The sequence below is a fragment of the Bacillota bacterium genome, from assembly GCA_013178125.1.
Lineage (GTDB): Bacteria > Bacillota > SHA-98 > Ch115 > JABLXJ01 > JABLXL01.
Genome location: JABLXJ010000008.1, coordinates 21,480 through 38,061, shown reverse-complemented (window position 1 = coordinate 38,061; position 16,582 = coordinate 21,480). Strand labels below are relative to the sequence as shown.

Sequence of the window (16,582 nt, the reverse complement as noted above, 5' to 3'; positions counted from 1 at the left end):
ACAGAATCTATGATCCCGGGATCAAGACGACTTTCACTGATTCATTACCTTCGTGGACCAGTTCTATCCCTTTACGATAATCCTTTAAAGGTAGTTTGTGGGTCACGATGGGATCGGCGTTTACCTTGCCATTTTCAAGGTATCTGATGGCCTTGGGGTAGGCGTAAGGGCTTAGATGAGCGCCGTGAATGTTGAGCTCTTTCACATCGCCGATAATCGACCAATCTACCGCGATGGGGCCCGAATGGACGCTGAACTCGACGAAGGTCCCCAGCTTGCGTATCATCTTCAAACCTTGCGGCACAGCCGCCCCGGCTCCGCTCGCCTCGATGTAAACGTCACATCCGTACTGGTCCGTCATATCCAGCACCTTCTCTACCGGATCCTCTGTGGCAGGATTAATGACCACATCGGCTCCCAGGCGCTGCGCAAGCTCCAGCCGGTGGGGTTTCAGGTCGGTAGCAACAAGCAGGCCTGGTCCCTTCATCCTGGCAACCTGCAGCATAAACAGTCCGATAGCACCCATGCCCCCAATGACGACCACATCACCCAGCTGAATGTCGGCGCGTTCAACTGCGTGAATAGCACACGCCAGTGGCTCGATAGTGGCTGCCAGCTCTGGTCTGATTTCTTTGGGTACCCTATAGTTGAGGGCGTTGGCCGGATATTTCATATATTGAGCCCATGCGCCCTCAGCTCGCCCCCGCTTGAACCCGTATATATCATGCCGCTGACACATCCAGTACTGTCCTCGCCGGCAATACCGGCACCCCCAGCACGGAACGATTTGTTCGGAGACGGCCATATCCCCGATAGCGAGGCCGTATTTCTCGGCGGCTCCTTCACCCAAGGCCACTACCTCTCCTACGAATTCATGCCCGGCCGTAACCGGTGCTTCAATATAGGGAGGGATATCCTCGGACCCCCATACGCGCAGGCCATAGAAAGTCTTCACGTCGCTTGCGCAGATGCCAGCGGCCAAAACCTTCACCAGTACCTCCCCCTGGCCTACCTCAGGGATCGGTCGTTCCTCGAGCCGGTAGTCACGGGGCCCGTAGACCACCACAGCCTGCATCGTTTTAGATATCGTCATGATAAATCGTTCACCCCCACCTGATGATCGCGAGCATGACGACTATGGAGAGAGCTGTTGCTACACTCAGCGGCACGTAAAGCTCGATGAAGCGCATCCAAATCAAGTGAATTGCCACAAACAGCACCACCCCGATGAAAACCCGATCGAAAAGATTGGTCTCCATCCTTAGAAATCCAGGCTTTCGGCTAGACATTTGCCTTACTCCCTCCCCAGCCTATTCTCGAACTGCACCAAAGGTTAATCCGGCGATGATATAACGTTGAACCAGTGCAAGGAGCAAAATGGCCGGCAGGACAGATACCATGGCAATGGCCGCCATCTCGCCCCAATTAGTGCCGACCACGGTAACGAACTCCATCAACCCGGTCGTGATGGTACGCGCCTCGGAGCTGGTTAGCGTAGCTGCGAAGAGATATTCATTCCATGCGAATATCCAGCTCAAGAGGCCCGTAATGGCGATGCCGGGCGCCGATAGAGGCACGATGATGATGCGGATCACCTGTAAGATGGTTGCTCCATCGACCATGGCCGCCTCATCCAGCTGTTTTGGGATCGTATCTACAATGCCCTTCAGCAACCAGATGGCAAAAGGGAGGTTGAAAACGCAGTACGCCAGGATAAGCCCGATGCGGGTATCGAACAGCGACCAGTCCCCCACCTTGATTACCCGGCTGTATAACAAGTACAAAGGAAGCATAAAGGCAGCCGGGGGCGCCATACGGTTGGTAATAGCCCAGAAGAAGATATTCCGGGCCCCGCTCACGCGGAAGCGTGATAAGGCATAGGTAGCCAATACAGCGAGGATGATTACCAGGAGGGTGTTGCCCGTTGCAACTACGAGCGAGTTGAACAGGTAGGCTCCATAGATATCACGAAATAGGGGGCGTATATAGTTTTCTGCGTAAAAACTGGTCTGCCACAATTTAGGTCCGGAAAAAAGCTCGAGACGGGTACGTGCTGAGATAACAAACGTCCAGTAAATGGGGAAAAGGGTAATAAGCATCAGTAGAATCCATACCCCATAAAGCCAGCCTGTATGGATTACCCATAATACCGCTCTTCGCATCAATCGCTTGTCTCCCTTCCCACTTGTATGATCGTCGTGAGTAGCAACCAGCACAGTACAATGGTGAAATAGAGTAGCAGGACCGACATGGCCGAGCCATATCCGTAGTCAGTTTTAGGAAACACTACCCGCCACACGTGGATCCCCGCATATCGGGTGGCCGTTCCGGGGCCGCCGCTTGTTAGCATCCAGACCTCATCGACGATGCGAAGCGCATCCATGATACGCAGGAATAAAGCTGTACTGATAACAGGGCGCAGCATGGGAAGTGTCAGATATCGAAGAATATGCCAGCTGTGGGCTCCATCGACCTGAGCCTGCTCAAACGGCTCTCTCGGTAGTGCGGTGAGTCCGGCCAAAAGAGTTAGAGTAACGAAGGGGGTCCAGTGCCATACATCCATAGCTACAGTGGTGAAAAAGGCCTGGCTGGCGTGGCGTCCGATGTTGTAATCGATCCCCAACCGGGAGAGGTAATATGGGATAAGGCCAAAGCCTGGGATGGTCATCAGCCGCCACGTCGCGCCCAAAGCGATAGGGGCCAGCGTCAAAGGAAGGGCGTAAGCTGCCCGGAAGAAGTTGCGGCCCCGGAGGGGCCTCATAAGCAGGAGGGCCAGGGCAAAACCCAATATCATCTCGATAGAGACGGTCCATAGGGTAAATTTTATACCACGCCATAATGCCGCCAGAAAATCCGCGTCAAAGACCAGGCGGCGGTAGTTGGCCGCTCCGGCCCAGGTGAGCCCGACCGTTCGAGAAAAGATGTTCCAATCAAAAAAACCTACATAAAGCACATATAAGAAGGGCAGGAGACCGGCGAAACCTAATACGATTAGCGTGGGGGCGAGAAGCCCCCACGCCGTGCGCTCCCGGCGAAAGCCCCGCGAAACTACAATACCCATCTTAGCCACCTTACTTCCCTTTCCCATATCCTAATCGTGCAAGCTCGGCATCGACGGCCTTGGCCGCCTGGTCTAGCGCCGCCTCAGGCGTCAGCTCTCCTGAAATTGCCTTCAACACGAAGGGCAGGATCACTTCTCGAATGGTAGCGTGGAAGGGAAACGGCGGCGCGCCAGCGAACAACGGGCCATACTTTTTCATCTTCGTGAAGTAGGAATCCACCTTCGGGTCGAGGGCCCGCACCTTAGGATCATCAAAGGTGGACTTGCGCACTATTCGAGCGGATGCCGCGGCGAAATCTCCCTGGAACTCCTTGCGGGTCACCCACTGCAGGAAGAGTAAGGCAGCTTCCTTATTGCGGGAGGAATGCGGAATCCCCAGGGCACCGCCATCATAATAGCCGATGTATCCCTTACCCTTGGCCGCATCATCCTGAACGCCGGGGTACAAAGGCGGCAGGGCGACGCCGATCTTGCCCACCACCTTAGACCGCTTCGGATCGGTGGCGATCCAGGCGGTATTCTCGCCATATACCCAGCCCTGAGCGGCTCGACCTGCTGCCATGGAGGCGGCGACCTCATCCCAGGTGCTGCTTGTAGCTTCAGGCGGGGCATATTTCAACATGCTGACCCACCAGCGGAGAGCCTCCTTGGACCTCGGGCTATCCAGCATACCTCCCTGCGCCATTGAGGATCGCCAGGTCTTCGTGTTGATGCCCCAGTTGTAAATACCCCAGGATGGCCAGATAGTCTCCACCATCTCATAAAACGCCGCTGGATGTGACCCCGCCTGAACGGTGGTGCCCCATAGATCCATTTTGTGCCGCTTGCCGTAGTCGGTGAAAAATTCCGCAATTTGTTCGTACTCCTTAAAGGTGGTCGCCGGCCTCAGATCCCAGCCGTACTTTTCCTTGAACTCAGCCTTGATCTTGGGATCTTCAAATAGATCCTTACGATAGAGGTAGAATTTGAGGAAGGATTCAAAGGGCAACCCATAGAGGTGACCGGTGTCAGCATCTTTAAAATAATTGATAAAGGAGGTGAAGTCGCCCATGTCGAGGTCAGGATAGACCAGGTTGGGTTTTTCCTCCATAAATTTAGTCAGATCTACTAGAAAGTTACGCTGGAGATAAGCATATATGATATCCTGTTCGATGTAAACAAAATCGTAGACGCCCGTGCCCGCTTCCATATCTTTGATTTCTTTGTCGTACATCTGGTCCCACGAGGTAACCTCGAACTTGACCCGGATGCCGGTCTCCTTCTCAAAAGCGGGCGCTAACACTTGCTGCATGTATTTCGAGGGAGGCGTGCTTTCAGAAATACCTGTAATAACCGTGCCGCGGTACGGTTTTGCAACCTGGGCCCACCAGGATTCGGCGGCACCGACTGGCGCGACGGAGGCGACGCCCACTAGCAGCATCACGAGTACAGCCAACAGGATTAGCCTTTTAGAGCCGCGGATGGCGGTCGTTAGGCTGACGAGACGGTACATTTTTGCTCCTCCTTTTCCTAAAACTTAATTTATCTCTAAAAACACCTACTTGTCGATAAAGTTATTACCTACAATGTATTAAAGAAATAAACCCTTTTGCCACAATGTTTGTCCTACGGCCACCCCCCTTCAGGGCCCCTAAAGCCCCAGGTATCCTATCTGTTCGACCCTGCCGCCCTGCCGGCTGGCGATGATAACCTCGCATCCCTCCCGCTCCACGTCGGCGACCATATTTGGCGGCACCCCACTATCCGTTACCCACCTCGTAATCGAGGATACGGGGCAGATAAAACATGATAAAACCTTCCCCACCTTGCTCGAGTCGGCCACCAGAATGACCTCCCGGCCTGCTTTGGCCATGACCCGCTTGATTGTGGCCTGTTCCATCCTCCCGTCCGTGAGCCCATCCTTAACCGATATCCCCAGCGCCGAGAGGAAAACCTTGTCCGGACGCACCTCGGCTATGGTCCTCTCCGCTATCACCCCGCTCGATGAAAATGATTCATCTGTAAACCCGCCCGTCGTAACCACCAGGATCCCATGCTTGCCGCACAGCTCTGCCGCTACCTTGATATCATTGGTGATGACCGTGACGTTACGCTTACCCTCCAGGTGCCTCGCAATCTGGAGGGTTGTCGTGCCAGAGTCCAGGATGACGGTGTCGCCATCGAGGATCATATCCGCGGCCACCATGCCTATGGTATCCTTTCTCTCGTTGGCCAGGCCTGTACGCGTATCATAGTTTATATATTTGGCCTCGAGCGGGCTCACGCTCATAATCGTGGCACCACCATAGACGCGCCTCAGGTAGCCCTTGGCCTCGAGAAAGGCTAAATCCCTTCGCAGGGTGTTTGTCGATACCCCGAGCCTCTCCGCCAGCGTAGCAATATCGACGGTTCCCTTTTCTTTCAGGGCCTCCAAGATAGCCAGTTGTCTCTCAAACGGCAGCACAAAACGTTATCCCACTTTCATCGAGTTATTAGCCGCGGTCCCGTCCACGGCCGGATACCGGTTCGATCCGGGCGATACGATCGAATACTGCATATCCTTATAATAATGTACATATTCGATATGTTTGCGAAAATTCCTTTTAAAATTAATCAAGGTTAACCATAAATTATAAATTATAAACAATTACCATACGGTATATCCTCCATCGACCACCAGAACGTGCCCCGTCGTAAAGGATGAGGCGTCCTAGGCTAGGTAGACGACGGCGACATCCTGGGGATCGCTCCTTTTTATAAAATTATAGTTAAGTCATTACAGCTTCAAGCGTTCTCTGATCGCTCACGATAACGTCTATGAGACCCGTCTTAAGCGCGCCCGCTATAGTTCTGACCTTCTCCTCTCCGCCTGCTACGCCAACCACAAGCGATATTCGCTTGAGTTGATCAAACCTGATGCCTACTAACCTATCGTTCAGGGATACGTTCACAATTCGCCCGGCGGAATCGAAGAAATATAGCGCTATGTCCCCTATGACGCCTTTTGCCTCTACTTCCTGGCGCTCGTTTTGCGAAACATAGTCATTTAATTGCCCAGTCACCGTATCAAGGGAGGACCCGATGCCTACAATCGCAAGATCCACTTTATCCCACAACCTGCACACATGGCCTATCGTCCGGTCGCTAAGCAGGGCGTCCCGTATCTTTACGTTATCGACAATGATAGGCGCGTAAAGAGGGTGGGATTCCCCGCCGAGGGCCTCGGCAACCCTGCGCGCCATTTCATTCGCCTGGTAACAGGGCTCCGTTTGGCCGAAGCCTCCAAAAAGCGGCACTACCTGCACCCGGGCCTTTATCTGGGGGTTCCAAAACCTCACTACTTCATAGATCGTCCGACCCCAGCCCAAGCCTATAATCTGGCCGTCGGTGATTTTCTTCCCAACGTAATCGGCAGCAACGCTTCCCAGTATCTCGCGGATCACGGGCTGAGAATCTGATTGGATTGGGACTATGATCGCCTCCTTGAGGCCAAACCTCTCGCAGAGCTTTGCCGCAAGGGCGTCACACGCGGGGAAGGGGGATACGATTTCGATTTTGACCATGCCGGCCTCCCTGGCCTTCTGGAGCAGCCTCTGGACCTTGATGCGGTTCAGTTTGAGCTGGTCGGCGATTTCTTGTTGTGTTTTACCCTGCCTGTAGTAGAGCTCCGCGGCCAGGAGGGCTAGCTCCAATTCGCAAAGGTACCCCATGAATGCACAAACCACCTGATTATCCTGATTGTGAGGATTGATGAGCACCACTGTTGAACAATTGCTCTTGCATATGCTCATTTCGATGTTTCTTCCTGAATTCCTTCCTGAAAAAGGGGAATATTTCATGCCTGGGGGATGGTTTTTTGTAGAAGTGGGTTTGCATAGAGGAATTCCCTCTTTTATGGGGAATTGTTTGTTAAGGGCCCTCATGCTTAGATGTCGGTATAGTGCTGACACTGACATAGCGACGCAGGTAATAGATGTAGACAAGAGAGGAAGTAAGATCGTAGACAAGAGAAGAAAGTGGACAAAAGAAGAAATAAGATAAAGTGGACAAGAGAAGAAATAAGATTAAGAAAGGGCGAGCTGCCTAATATCTAGCCAATAAAACAGCTGGGCAATTTGAGCCCCGGGTGGGAGGAATCAAGCAAGAGTGGGACACATTCACACGTTCCAGACTGCGGGAAGGATCATATATGGAAGAGGGAGTATATCTCAATTGAGCGGCGAGGCCGCCCGGCTTGGCCGCAAGGCGCTGCTCGTGACGGGGATGTCGTCTCTCAAGCGTCTCGGCGTCCTCGATAAGGTCATAAGCCCCTTGCAATGTAAAGGCGTTGAGGTTGTGCTGTTTAATAAGGTTGAGGCCGAGCCATCGATCAGGACAGTTGAGCTCGGTATCGAGGAGGCCAGGAGACACCATTGCGACCTTGTGATAAGCATCGGCGGCGGCAGCGCCATTGATGTAGGGAAGGTAGTAGCTGGCCTTGTCATGGCGCCGGGGAGCGTCAAGGAATATTTCCTCGGCGAGCGGGAGATTGTTGAGAAAGGTCTCCCATTTATCGCGATCCCTACGACGGCCGGGACCGGCGCTGAGGTCACAATGAACTCGGTTTTGACCGACCCTGAAGAGCTCGTGAAACAGAGCATCAGGAGCCCGTTTCTCCTTGCTGACGTGGCGCTGGTGGATCCCGAGCTCACACTCACCCTCCCGCCTCACATCACAGCTTATAGCGGCATGGACGCCCTGACCCAGGCCATTGAGGGCTTCACATCGAAGGGGGCCGGCCCGGTAACGGACGCGCTCGCGCTCAGGGCGGCCGAGCTCATCGGCAGGAATCTCCTCAGGGCTTACGAGGTTCCTGGTGACATAGAGGCCCGCGAGGCCCTCGCGACGGGGAGCCTGATGGCGGGCATGGCCTTCGCCAGCGCCCGGCTCGGGGCTGTCCACGGCCTTGCCCATCCGATCGGCGTCAGGTATCACAAACCCCATGGCCTTGTCTGCGCGGTGCTCCTGCCGGGCGTCATGAGGTTCAACCTCCCGGTAGTCACCGGTAAATACGCCGAGGTGGCGGCGGCTCTGGGGGCGGGCGAGGCCGGCACGGCCAGCGCGGCTGGTATCCCCGCTGAAGCCGGGATCCGGTTCATAGAGCACCTCCTGGATAGACTCGGGATTCCAAGGAAATTGAGCGGGATCGGCCTCGTCGAGGAGGATATCGCAAAAATAGCTGAGGAGGCCCTCCCATCGGGCTCCACCAAGGCCAACCCGCGCGACGTGACGCATGAGGATCTGGTAAATATATTGAGGCAGAATTTATAAAAGCCTGGCCCAAGAGGGGCTTCTGGTCGGGCTCCTGGTCGGTGGCTAAGCCTGCTCGATCCATGGTTTTGACGCAATCTTGGGATGTAACCCCGGGTATTAGGATGTAACTCTGGGTAGTTGATGGGAAGGTTGATTGGCGGTGTGATCGGTTGGCAGCCACCTGAGTCACCGGGATGTACCTGAATCACCGGAATGCACCTGACTGGTCACCGGAACACCTTTGAGTTACCGGAATAGAACATCCTCCCGGCTGAAGACCCGCGTTGCGATCTCCAGGGCTATGATCGCGTAGGCCAGGGAGGACGCGGCCATGAGGCCGATGTTCGACCAGTTCACCGTGCCCATGAGGAGTTCCTTGAACACCTCGAGCGCGTTCAGGACGGGGATAATAAAAGTCCACCGGGCAGGCTGCTGCCCCCCGCCGACTGTGAACTGGGTGAGGAAGCCCGGCACCATAACCAGGATATAGAGGGGCGTAATGTAGTTTTGCGCCTCCTTGAAGCTCCGCGCGAAGATGCTTACGGCTATCTCCAGGGCGCTGATGATCGACGCCAGCAGGAACGCCCCGAGCAGCATGAGGGCAGCTGAGGCTGGTGGGATGGATATCTCCATTTTCCCCCCGCCCCTGGCAAACATGGCCGGTCCCGCAATCTTGATCGCGGCCAGCATGCTCACTATTACTATCACGACAGTGATCGTCGATACCGTAAGGACAGCCAGGTACTTGCCGAATACCAGCGATCTCCGGCTCGGCGGCGCGACCACGAGGGCTTCGAGGGTGCCGCGCTCTTTCTCGCCGGCGGCCACATCTATGGCGGTATACATCCCGCCGACGGCCGCCCATATCCCGATCATCATGGGCAGGATCATCGCCAGGAAGAAGCCGCCCATCTTCTGCTCCGACGCGACGTTTTGGGTTTCGATCTCGCCGGTCGAAAGAATGGCCGGGTCGATGTTGCGGCGGGCGAGCCTCATCGCAACGACCTGCTGGCTATAGGCATTGAAAACCGAAAGAAACCTTGTTCTCGCGAGGTCAGAGTTCCGGCTGGTGCCCTCGTAGAGGACCCTCAGGCTCAGGTTCGAGTTCGGGTTCGAGCTCGCGCTCGTGTTTGGGCTCGGGCTTGCATCTTTTGTTTCCTCCCGGGCGACCCGTTCCTCGAAGCCAGGCGGGATTTCCACGACCAGGTGCACCTTACCGGACTTTAAAGCCTGTATGGGATCTCCGGGGGGCATCACGACGGCGATGTTTCCGGCGGATTTGACCGCCTCTACCAGGCCCGGCGCGTTTTCCTGGCCGGATATGATGATCCGGGAGACCATTTTCTCCGCAGACCGCTCCTGTCGTTCTATAAGCGCTGGAAAGCCCACTACCATGGCAGGCATGAGAATCATGGGAATTACAACCATCGCTAGGAGGGTGCGCCGGTCCCTGATGGTGTCGAGCATCTCCTTGAACCAAACGCTCCGTATGTGCCTCCAATTCATCTTGCTGCTATCATCCTTTACCTACTTGCTTTTTTATTTGGCTTTTCATCTTCGCCTTTATCTTGATCCTGCCCGGCCAGCTTGACGAATATCTCCTCCAGCGTGACCGGACCGGGGCCGGCGGGGCTGACTGCGGCAGCTCGCGTATGGCCATGCTCCGCTGCCTGGCGGGTTTCCGGGTGAGGTTGGGGGTGAGGGCGAGGGTAAGAGTAGGGGCTTGCTGCAAGGGAGCGGAGCTCCTCCATTGTCCCGATCGCTATGATGCGCCCACGGTTTATGATAGCAATGCGATCACATAACCTCTCAGCCTCGGCCATCACATGAGTCGATAGAATTATGCTCTTCCCGGCGGCCCTGCACTGTATGATGAAATCATGGATCGCCCGGGCTGACATCACATCCAGCCCTGCCGTGGGCTCGTCAAGGAATATGACGGGCGGATCGTGGAGAAGCGTGCGCGCGATCGAGACCTTCTGGCGCATGCCCCTGGAGAAGGTCTCTGTGCGCTGGTCTCCATGTTCATCCAGGCCGAGCATGGAGAGGAGTTCGCGGGTCCTGCTCTCAATGGCGCCCGGGGTCATATCATATAGCTGCCCGAAATACCGTAGTATCTCCCGTGGCGTGAGACGGCCATAAAGACCCGGCTCTGAAGGAAGGACACCGATCCGGCGGCGCACCTCTTCGGGCCGGGTGGTGATGTCGAATCCGTTGATCCTGGCAGTGCCGCTCGTCGGCCGCAGGGCTGTCGCGAGCATCCTCAGTGTTGTCGTCTTGCCGGCGCCATTGGGACCGAGGAGGCCAAGGATCTCGCCCTGCCGGCAGCTGAAGCTTACCCGGTCCACAGCCAAGGCCGTATTGAATCTCTTCGTCAAGTCCAGGACATCTATTGCAGGTAGAGACTGCACAGGCTGTATGCCTCCGCTCATGACCTTGTCCAGCTTTACTAGTCTGGATCCCCGCTGCCCTGCCCCGGGGCTATGATATCTTCATACCTGTAGGTGAACTCAACCAGTCTAGGGGCAACATAGATCGGGCTTCCATATCTGACTGCCAGGGCTATTGCATCGCTGGGCCTGGCGTCAATTACGAGCCTGTCATCCTTATGCTGTAAGTAGACCTCGGCATAGAACACGCCGTCCTTGATATTTGTGATCACGATCTTCGTTAGCGTGACATCGAGGCTCTGGAATATAGATTTCATCAAGTCGTGTGTCAGAGGACGGGGAGGGGTTTCACCATGGAGAGGGAATGCTATAGCCTGTGCCTCGAACGGGCCGATTCCAATCGGCAGGACCATTTTTTCCTCTGCGTCTGAAAGCAGCACCGAGAATCCCCCGCTCTGGTCCACGGTAACCCCTAGAACCTTCATTTCCATCTCCGCCAATCTTACCACCCTCTTTCGACAGGTAAGGGCATCGGCCAATGCAAACCACTTTTATCTTCAGTATGACGACAGCAGTGCGTCGACAGCGCGACCCTCTTGGGTGGCATCTTGAGTGGCAGGTGCCCATCCATTCAGGTCACCTCCCTCATTCATTCAAGTCTCCTCCTAAGGTAATTGTAGCCTCTTTACTCGTCTTCGTCAAATCTCCTAAGGGTTATGCATGCTAAGAAATTTTCGTAGCGCGCATAAGGTGCGGGATGAGGGAAGTAGACATGCTCCAGCACTAAGGTAGCGGCGCAATTACAAGACTCATCCCTGGGGTTATGCGCTGCACGAATTTTCTTTTTTTCTCCGGCAGGAACGGAGGCCACCATTGTAGAATATATTGATGCAAGATATTGCATTAATGCACATTTGTGCATCCGGGTTAGCAGTGCCACGCAGCGTAGTAAGGGGCCAGCTGCGGCGAAAGGGGTAGTTGTGGCTGAACGCGATGGAGGGGAGTGTCCAGCTCAGCGCTCTGGCCCAGCGCTCCGAGGGTTTTGGAATCTGGAGGGATGCCGATGATTCTCATGCAGGGAGGCCGCACAGATTCGGGCAGGATCGTCAGGCTCAAAGAGCGGCTCATGAGCCAGCGGCTCGAGATATCAATCGAGCGGGCGCGCCTTTTCACCCACGTTTACAGGGAGACCGAGGGGGAGACCGAGATATTGAGAAGGGCGAAGGCGATCGCAAAGGTGATACGCGAGATGGAGATTCGAATCTGGCCGGATGAGCTTATCGTCGGCAACCGGACCGCCCTGCCCCGCATGGGCGTCCTTTCCCCCGAGATGGCCGTGGAGTGGATCGATGAAGAGCTCGATATCTTTCCGACCCGGCCCCAGGATAAGTTCTGGGTCAGCGAAGGGGACAAGCGTGAGCTCCGGGAGGCAATCTTTCCCTACTGGCGCGGGCGGACCCTCAACGATTGGATTCAAGCTCATATGCCCCCCGCAACGCAGCAGGCAAGCCGGGCCAGGGTTTTCAAGGTTAACCAGACCGATAAGGGTCAGGGCCACATTCTCCCGGATTATTCGCGAGTGGTCAGGCAGGGCTTCCTGGCCATTCGAGATGAGATCGAGGCGAGGCTCGAGGCCATAAATCTACGGCTCAGGGGGAATCTGGGGTCCAGGTGGCCTGAATCTAGAAGTCCCGATCGTAAGGATGATCGTAAGGATGATTGTGAGGATGATCGTGAGGATGAAGTGGCGACATCAGCCGTCAGGCTGGGCACTGGCTCATACCAGGATGTCCAGCTGGAGCCAGAGTTAGATGATTATAATAGCCGCAGGTTGTTTTACGAGGCCGCTTTGATTGTCCTCGATGCCGCTATCGAGCTTGGCCCCAGGTATGCGGAGCTTGCGCGCAAGATGGCACAAGACGAAAGCGACCGGGGGCGCAGGTTGGAGCTTATGGAGATAGCGGACATATGTGAGCGTGTCCCCGCCCAGCCTGCGCAGACCTTCAGGGAGGCGCTCCAGGCCCTGTGGCTTGCGCACGTCGCCCTCCAGTGCGAGTCAAATGCCAGCTCGATCTCCCTGGGCCGCCTTGACCAATGGCTTTACCCCTACTATGATTCCGACCTGAGGTCCGGCGCCCTGACGCGCATGGAGGTCCTCGAATTGCTTTCCTGCCTATGGATTAAATGCAATGAGATAATCATGGTAAGGAGCACGGAGAGCGCCAAGCATTTCGCTGGGTTCCCTGTAAACCCTACGGTAACCATAGGCGGGCAAACCTGCGGCGGCCTGGATGCGTCGAATGACCTGTCCCTGCTTTGCCTGGAAGCCACCGCGGGAGTTGGGCTTCCCCAGCCCAATATCGCGGTGCGCCTTCATACGAAAACCCCGGATCTATTTCTCATGAAGGCATGCGAGGTCATCCGCCTAGGGATGGGCCTGCCCCATGCATACAATGACGAGGTAGTTATCCCGGCCCTCCTGAATAGGGGGGTGGCTTTGCCGGATGCCAGGGATTACGCTATAGTTGGTTGCGTTGAGGTCTCGATCCCCGGCAAGACTTACGGTCTCCACGATATCGCCCTCTTCAACATGGTAAAGGCCCTCGAGCTTGCCATGAGCGGAGGGCGGTGCCGCCTAACTGGCGAGGAGGTTGGGATGAAGACGGGGGATCCATATGAATTTAAGAGTTTTGCGGACCTCGAAAAGGCCTATATGGTACAGGTGGAGTATTTTGCATCCCATGCGATTGAGGCAAGCAACGTTGTCGATCTAGCTCATGCGGCGTTGGCGCCGACTCCGCTTCTCTCATGCCTCGTGGATGGCTGCCTCGAAAGGGGCATGGACGTCACTGCAGGGGGGGCGCGGTATAATTTCTCGGGCATTCAGGGGATCGGCCTCGCAAATGTAGCGGATTCCCTCCAGGCGGTGAAGCAACTTATCTTTGAGGAAGGCAAGGTGAGCTTGAGAGAGGTCTTGGACGCCCTGGACCGGAATTTTGAGGGGTATGATGGTTTGAGGGAGACCTTATTGAATTGTGCGCCAAAGTTTGGGAACGACGATGATAATGTAGACTTGCTCGCCGCCAGGTGGGCATCGATCTTTGCGAGCTGTATAGAAAGGGGGAGGAACCCGAGGGGCGGGAGGTTCCAGCCTGGATTTTACACAGTTTCAGCCCATGTCCCTCTTGGCGAAGAGGTTGGAGCCACGCCCGACGGCAGGCTTGCGCGCGAGCCACTGGCGGATGGAGGCCTCTCGCCGGTGCGCGGCAGGGATAGGAAGGGCCCGACAGCCGTCCTGAAGTCCCTCGGGAAGATCGACCAGGTGAGGGCGTCGAATGGAACGCTGCTGAATCAGAAGTTCTTGCCCTCGGTCCTCGAGGGCCCTGAGGGGCTCGCGAAATTTGCTGCTTTCCTCCGCGCCTTTGTGGCGTTGAAGGTTATGCAGATACAATTCAATGTGGTCTCGGCTGCGACCCTGCGGGATGCGCAGCGCAATCCCGACCAATATAGGGGGCTTGTGGTGCGCGTCGCAGGCTACAGCGCGTTCTTTGTAGATCTCAATAAAGTCCTGCAGGATGATATCATAAAACGGACTGAGCAAACCCTATAATACCGAGCAGGCTCTATGCATGACACGAGCAGGCTTTATGATTGTGATTTTGTGACTATGAAAAATGATTGCGAAAGATAGGGAAGATAGAAAGAGACCACTACGAAAGGGGCCGCTCAAAGGTGGACGTGTCAAAGGCGGACGATGTTGGTATCTACCTGGGCATAGACATTGGGGCAACGAAGACCCTCATCCTTGCAGCCAGTGAATCGGGGGATATGCTCCGCGGAATCAAGATATTGACGCGGGAAGAGCCAGGGGAGCACGTGAAGGCCTTGACTGCAGCGGTGGAACGGCTGTTGGTAGCCGCTGGCCGGAAAGACATTGAAGTGGAGGGCGGGGCCCTCAAGGCCAAGGCCGTCACTAGAGCCGGTGCCAACGGCGTAGATTTACGATGTACGGGAAATTTACGGTATACGGGAGATTTGCGATACACGGAGGATTTACGGTGCGCAGATTTGCGGTGCATAAGGGGCATCGGCATATGCTGTCCAGGCCCTGTGGACCCGGTCCGGGGCGTCGTGGTGTCGCCTCCTAATTTGCCCCATTGGCGGGATTTCCCGTTAGTCAAGATATTGAAAGATAGATACGGGTGTCCCGTAAAAATGGAGAATGATGCCGACGCTGCAGGCCTCGCTGAATACCATTACGGGGCGGGGCGGGGAAGCAGGCTGATGGTTTATATGACAGTGAGCACCGGCGTCGGGAGCGGGATCATACGGGATGGAGAGGTTGTGCGCGGGGCAAACGGGGCACACCCTGAGCTCGGGCACCATGTTGTCGATCCCTCCGGCCCCATGTGTTCCTGCGGTTGCCGGGGTTGCCTTGAAGCCCTTATATCGGGAAACTCTATCAGGCGAAATTATGGGGTCTCGCCCGAGGAGGCTGACGATCCCGCGATCTGGGGCGAGGTGGGGCGCTGGCTCGGTGTCGGCCTTGGAAACGTGGCAGCCGCTATAGTCCCGGAGGTGATCGTGATCGGGGGAGGGGTTGCCAAGGCTGGAGAACGGTTGCTGGGGCCGGCGCGGGACTACCTCAATACCTCGATTCGCATGGTGAGCGTTCCGCGCGTGGTTCTTGCCGAGCTGGGCGATTTGATCGGCGGGATCGGCGCGCTCGCAATCATAATGGGCCCTGCCATAAAAGTGGATGTAGCCAGGCCTGTGGATATAATTAGTGAATATGGGGTGGGTGGTGTCAAATGACAGATGAGAAGATGACGGCTCCGGTCTTCGAAGGCGACGGAAGGCTCGTCGTCAAGTCCGTGGATCGCCCGAGGATTCGGAGACCGGATGATGTAGTTTTACGCGTCGAGGCTGCGGGAATTTGCGGGACGGACCTGCAAATCTTGGCTGTTCCCCAGAGATACCCCGGGCGGCCTAATACCATCCTCGGTCATGAATACTGCGGGGAGGTCGTTGAGGTCGGGCCCGAGGTCGTGCATGTGGAGCCAGGCGATAGAGTTGTGGTGGACCCAAACATAACATGCGGGGTATGCGTCTACTGCCGACAGGGTCTGCCCAACATGTGCGAGCGTATAGTTGCGCTCGGGGTCCAGCTGAACGGCGGATTCGCAGAATACAATGTCGCTCCTGCGCGTGCGGTCCACAAGATCGACAAGAATGTGCCGCCTGAAAAAGGCATCTTCGCTGAACCCATATCCTGTATCCTCAATGCCACATCGAGGGTGCCGACCGTCCCGGGGATGCGGGTCGTCATCTTTGGGGCGGGACCGATCGGTCAGCTTTTTATTCAATATTATAAAGCTGCAGGGGCAGGCTTTATTTTGGTTTTTGAGCCTTCGGAATATAGGGCCGGGGCGGCGCTTGCAGGCGGGGCCGATGAGGTTATTAATCCGAACCTGGTGGATCCGGTAGTGGAGGTAAGGCGGCATATTGGGATTGGCGCGGATATCGTTGTAGATGCTGTCGGTAGGCTTCTGGGGAAAGCGATCGAATGTGCGAGGAAGGGTGGCAAGATTTTGGCCATTGGGCTTGACGAGACAGCTGTAGCCAGCATCCCGCAATTTGCGCTTACCCTCAGCGAAAAGACCATAATCGGCACGTTTATCGCTAATCTGACGTTTCTTCCTGCCATACGAATTCTTGAGGCATCACTCTTTGATCTCGATAAACTAATCACTCACAGGATCCCTTTGGCGTCGATTCGGGATGGGATAGAGCTCATGAAAGGCGGGAAGTGTCTGAAAGTGGTTGTCGAGACATGATCGGGGTATAACTAGGCGGTCAC

General features: G+C 55.7%; 15 protein-coding genes. 5 read left to right on the top strand and 10 right to left on the bottom strand.

Features of this window, described 5'->3' with window-relative positions:
- Window positions 1–7: 7 nt before the first annotated feature.
- From HPY71_08430 to HPY71_08400, 7 genes are all read right to left on the bottom strand, one after another.
- The gene (locus tag HPY71_08430) at window positions 8–1,093 is read right to left on the bottom strand and encodes an alcohol dehydrogenase catalytic domain-containing protein (GenBank protein NPV53538.1); all 1,086 of its coding nucleotides are present in this window, start codon (window positions 1,091–1,093) and stop codon (window positions 8–10) included.
- A 10-nt stretch (window positions 1,094–1,103) separates the two neighbouring features.
- The gene (locus HPY71_08425) at window positions 1,104–1,289 is read right to left on the bottom strand and encodes a hypothetical protein (protein ID NPV53537.1); all 186 of its coding nucleotides are present in this window, start codon (window positions 1,287–1,289) and stop codon (window positions 1,104–1,106) included.
- A gap of 21 nt (window positions 1,290–1,310) precedes the next feature.
- Window positions 1,311–2,162: a carbohydrate ABC transporter permease gene (locus HPY71_08420; GenBank protein NPV53536.1), complete on the bottom strand. Its 852-nt coding sequence runs from the start codon at window positions 2,160–2,162 to the stop codon at window positions 1,311–1,313.
- Complete coding sequence (locus HPY71_08415; protein ID NPV53535.1) at window positions 2,162–3,061, bottom strand: sugar ABC transporter permease; 900 nt, start codon at window positions 3,059–3,061, stop codon at window positions 2,162–2,164. The genes HPY71_08420 and HPY71_08415 overlap by 1 nt, the downstream gene beginning before the upstream one ends.
- A gap of 10 nt (window positions 3,062–3,071) precedes the next feature.
- Window positions 3,072–4,553 carry an extracellular solute-binding protein gene (locus HPY71_08410; protein NPV53534.1) on the bottom strand — a complete coding sequence of 494 codons (1,482 nt, stop codon included), beginning with the start codon at window positions 4,551–4,553 and terminating at the stop codon, window positions 3,072–3,074.
- Window positions 4,554–4,691: 138 nt separating this feature from the next.
- Window positions 4,692–5,504: a DeoR/GlpR transcriptional regulator gene (locus tag HPY71_08405; GenBank protein ID NPV53533.1), complete on the bottom strand. Its 813-nt coding sequence runs from the start codon at window positions 5,502–5,504 to the stop codon at window positions 4,692–4,694.
- Between the two features lie 304 nt (window positions 5,505–5,808).
- Window positions 5,809–6,750, bottom strand: a complete 942-nt coding sequence (locus HPY71_08400) for a sugar-binding transcriptional regulator (GenBank protein NPV53532.1) — start codon at window positions 6,748–6,750, stop codon at window positions 5,809–5,811.
- A 40-nt stretch (window positions 6,751–6,790) separates the two neighbouring features.
- Between HPY71_08400 and HPY71_08395 the strand changes: the two genes are divergently transcribed.
- Together HPY71_08395 and HPY71_08390 are read left to right on the top strand one after the other, a co-directional pair.
- A complete protein-coding gene (locus tag HPY71_08395; protein ID NPV53531.1) occupies window positions 6,791–7,081 on the top strand; it encodes a hypothetical protein in 291 nt (96 codons plus the stop codon).
- A 114-nt stretch (window positions 7,082–7,195) separates the two neighbouring features.
- Window positions 7,196–8,350, top strand: coding sequence for an iron-containing alcohol dehydrogenase (locus tag HPY71_08390; GenBank protein ID NPV53530.1), 1,155 nt, complete (start codon window positions 7,196–7,198; stop codon window positions 8,348–8,350).
- Window positions 8,351–8,578: 228 nt separating this feature from the next.
- On the opposite strand, the gene HPY71_08385 is transcribed toward HPY71_08390, so the two are convergent.
- The 3 genes from HPY71_08385 to HPY71_08375 are packed head-to-tail and all read right to left on the bottom strand — an operon-like array spanning window position 8,579 to window position 11,213.
- Window positions 8,579–9,838: an ABC transporter permease gene (locus HPY71_08385; protein NPV53529.1), complete on the bottom strand. Its 1,260-nt coding sequence runs from the start codon at window positions 9,836–9,838 to the stop codon at window positions 8,579–8,581.
- Between the two features lie 17 nt (window positions 9,839–9,855).
- Window positions 9,856–10,764 carry an ABC transporter ATP-binding protein gene (locus tag HPY71_08380; protein ID NPV53528.1) on the bottom strand — a complete coding sequence of 303 codons (909 nt, stop codon included), beginning with the start codon at window positions 10,762–10,764 and terminating at the stop codon, window positions 9,856–9,858.
- Window positions 10,765–10,781: 17 nt separating this feature from the next.
- Complete coding sequence (locus tag HPY71_08375) at window positions 10,782–11,213, bottom strand: bifunctional nuclease family protein (protein NPV53527.1); 432 nt, start codon at window positions 11,211–11,213, stop codon at window positions 10,782–10,784.
- A gap of 572 nt (window positions 11,214–11,785) precedes the next feature.
- On the opposite strand from HPY71_08375, the gene HPY71_08370 reads away from it, so the two are divergent.
- The 3 genes from HPY71_08370 to HPY71_08360 all read left to right on the top strand — a co-directional run bounded on the left by HPY71_08370 (window position 11,786) and on the right by HPY71_08360 (window position 16,559).
- Window positions 11,786–14,332 carry a glycyl radical protein gene (locus tag HPY71_08370; GenBank protein ID NPV53526.1) on the top strand — a complete coding sequence of 849 codons (2,547 nt, stop codon included), beginning with the start codon at window positions 11,786–11,788 and terminating at the stop codon, window positions 14,330–14,332.
- 68 nt (window positions 14,333–14,400) lie between these two features.
- Window positions 14,401–15,537: an ROK family protein gene (locus HPY71_08365; GenBank protein ID NPV53525.1), complete on the top strand. Its 1,137-nt coding sequence runs from the start codon at window positions 14,401–14,403 to the stop codon at window positions 15,535–15,537.
- Between the two features lie 11 nt (window positions 15,538–15,548).
- Window positions 15,549–16,559: an alcohol dehydrogenase catalytic domain-containing protein gene (locus HPY71_08360; protein NPV53524.1), complete on the top strand. Its 1,011-nt coding sequence runs from the start codon at window positions 15,549–15,551 to the stop codon at window positions 16,557–16,559.
- The last annotated feature ends 23 nt before the right edge of the window (window positions 16,560–16,582 follow it).

Excerpts from the sequence above, each read along its gene's own strand:
- HPY71_08430 (NPV53538.1), bottom strand. The coding sequence starts at position 1,093 with ATGACGATATCTAAAACGATGCAGGCTGTGGTGGTCTACGGGCCCCGT.
- HPY71_08425 (NPV53537.1), bottom strand. The coding sequence starts at position 1,289 with ATGTCTAGCCGAAAGCCTGGATTTCTAAGGATGGAGACCAATCTTTTC.
- HPY71_08420 (NPV53536.1), bottom strand. The coding sequence starts at position 2,162 with ATGCGAAGAGCGGTATTATGGGTAATCCATACAGGCTGGCTTTATGGG.
- HPY71_08415 (NPV53535.1), bottom strand. The coding sequence starts at position 3,061 with ATGGGTATTGTAGTTTCGCGGGGCTTTCGCCGGGAGCGCACGGCGTGG.
- HPY71_08410 (NPV53534.1), bottom strand. The coding sequence starts at position 4,553 with ATGTACCGTCTCGTCAGCCTAACGACCGCCATCCGCGGCTCTAAAAGG.
- HPY71_08400 (NPV53532.1), bottom strand. The coding sequence starts at position 6,750 with ATGGGGTACCTTTGCGAATTGGAGCTAGCCCTCCTGGCCGCGGAGCTC.
- HPY71_08395 (NPV53531.1), top strand. The coding sequence starts at position 6,791 with ATGAGCACCACTGTTGAACAATTGCTCTTGCATATGCTCATTTCGATG.
- HPY71_08385 (NPV53529.1), bottom strand. The coding sequence starts at position 9,838 with ATGAATTGGAGGCACATACGGAGCGTTTGGTTCAAGGAGATGCTCGAC.
- HPY71_08380 (NPV53528.1), bottom strand. The coding sequence starts at position 10,764 with ATGAGCGGAGGCATACAGCCTGTGCAGTCTCTACCTGCAATAGATGTC.
- HPY71_08375 (NPV53527.1), bottom strand. The coding sequence starts at position 11,213 with ATGGAAATGAAGGTTCTAGGGGTTACCGTGGACCAGAGCGGGGGATTC.
- HPY71_08370 (NPV53526.1), top strand. The coding sequence starts at position 11,786 with ATGATTCTCATGCAGGGAGGCCGCACAGATTCGGGCAGGATCGTCAGG.
- HPY71_08360 (NPV53524.1), top strand. The coding sequence starts at position 15,549 with ATGACGGCTCCGGTCTTCGAAGGCGACGGAAGGCTCGTCGTCAAGTCC.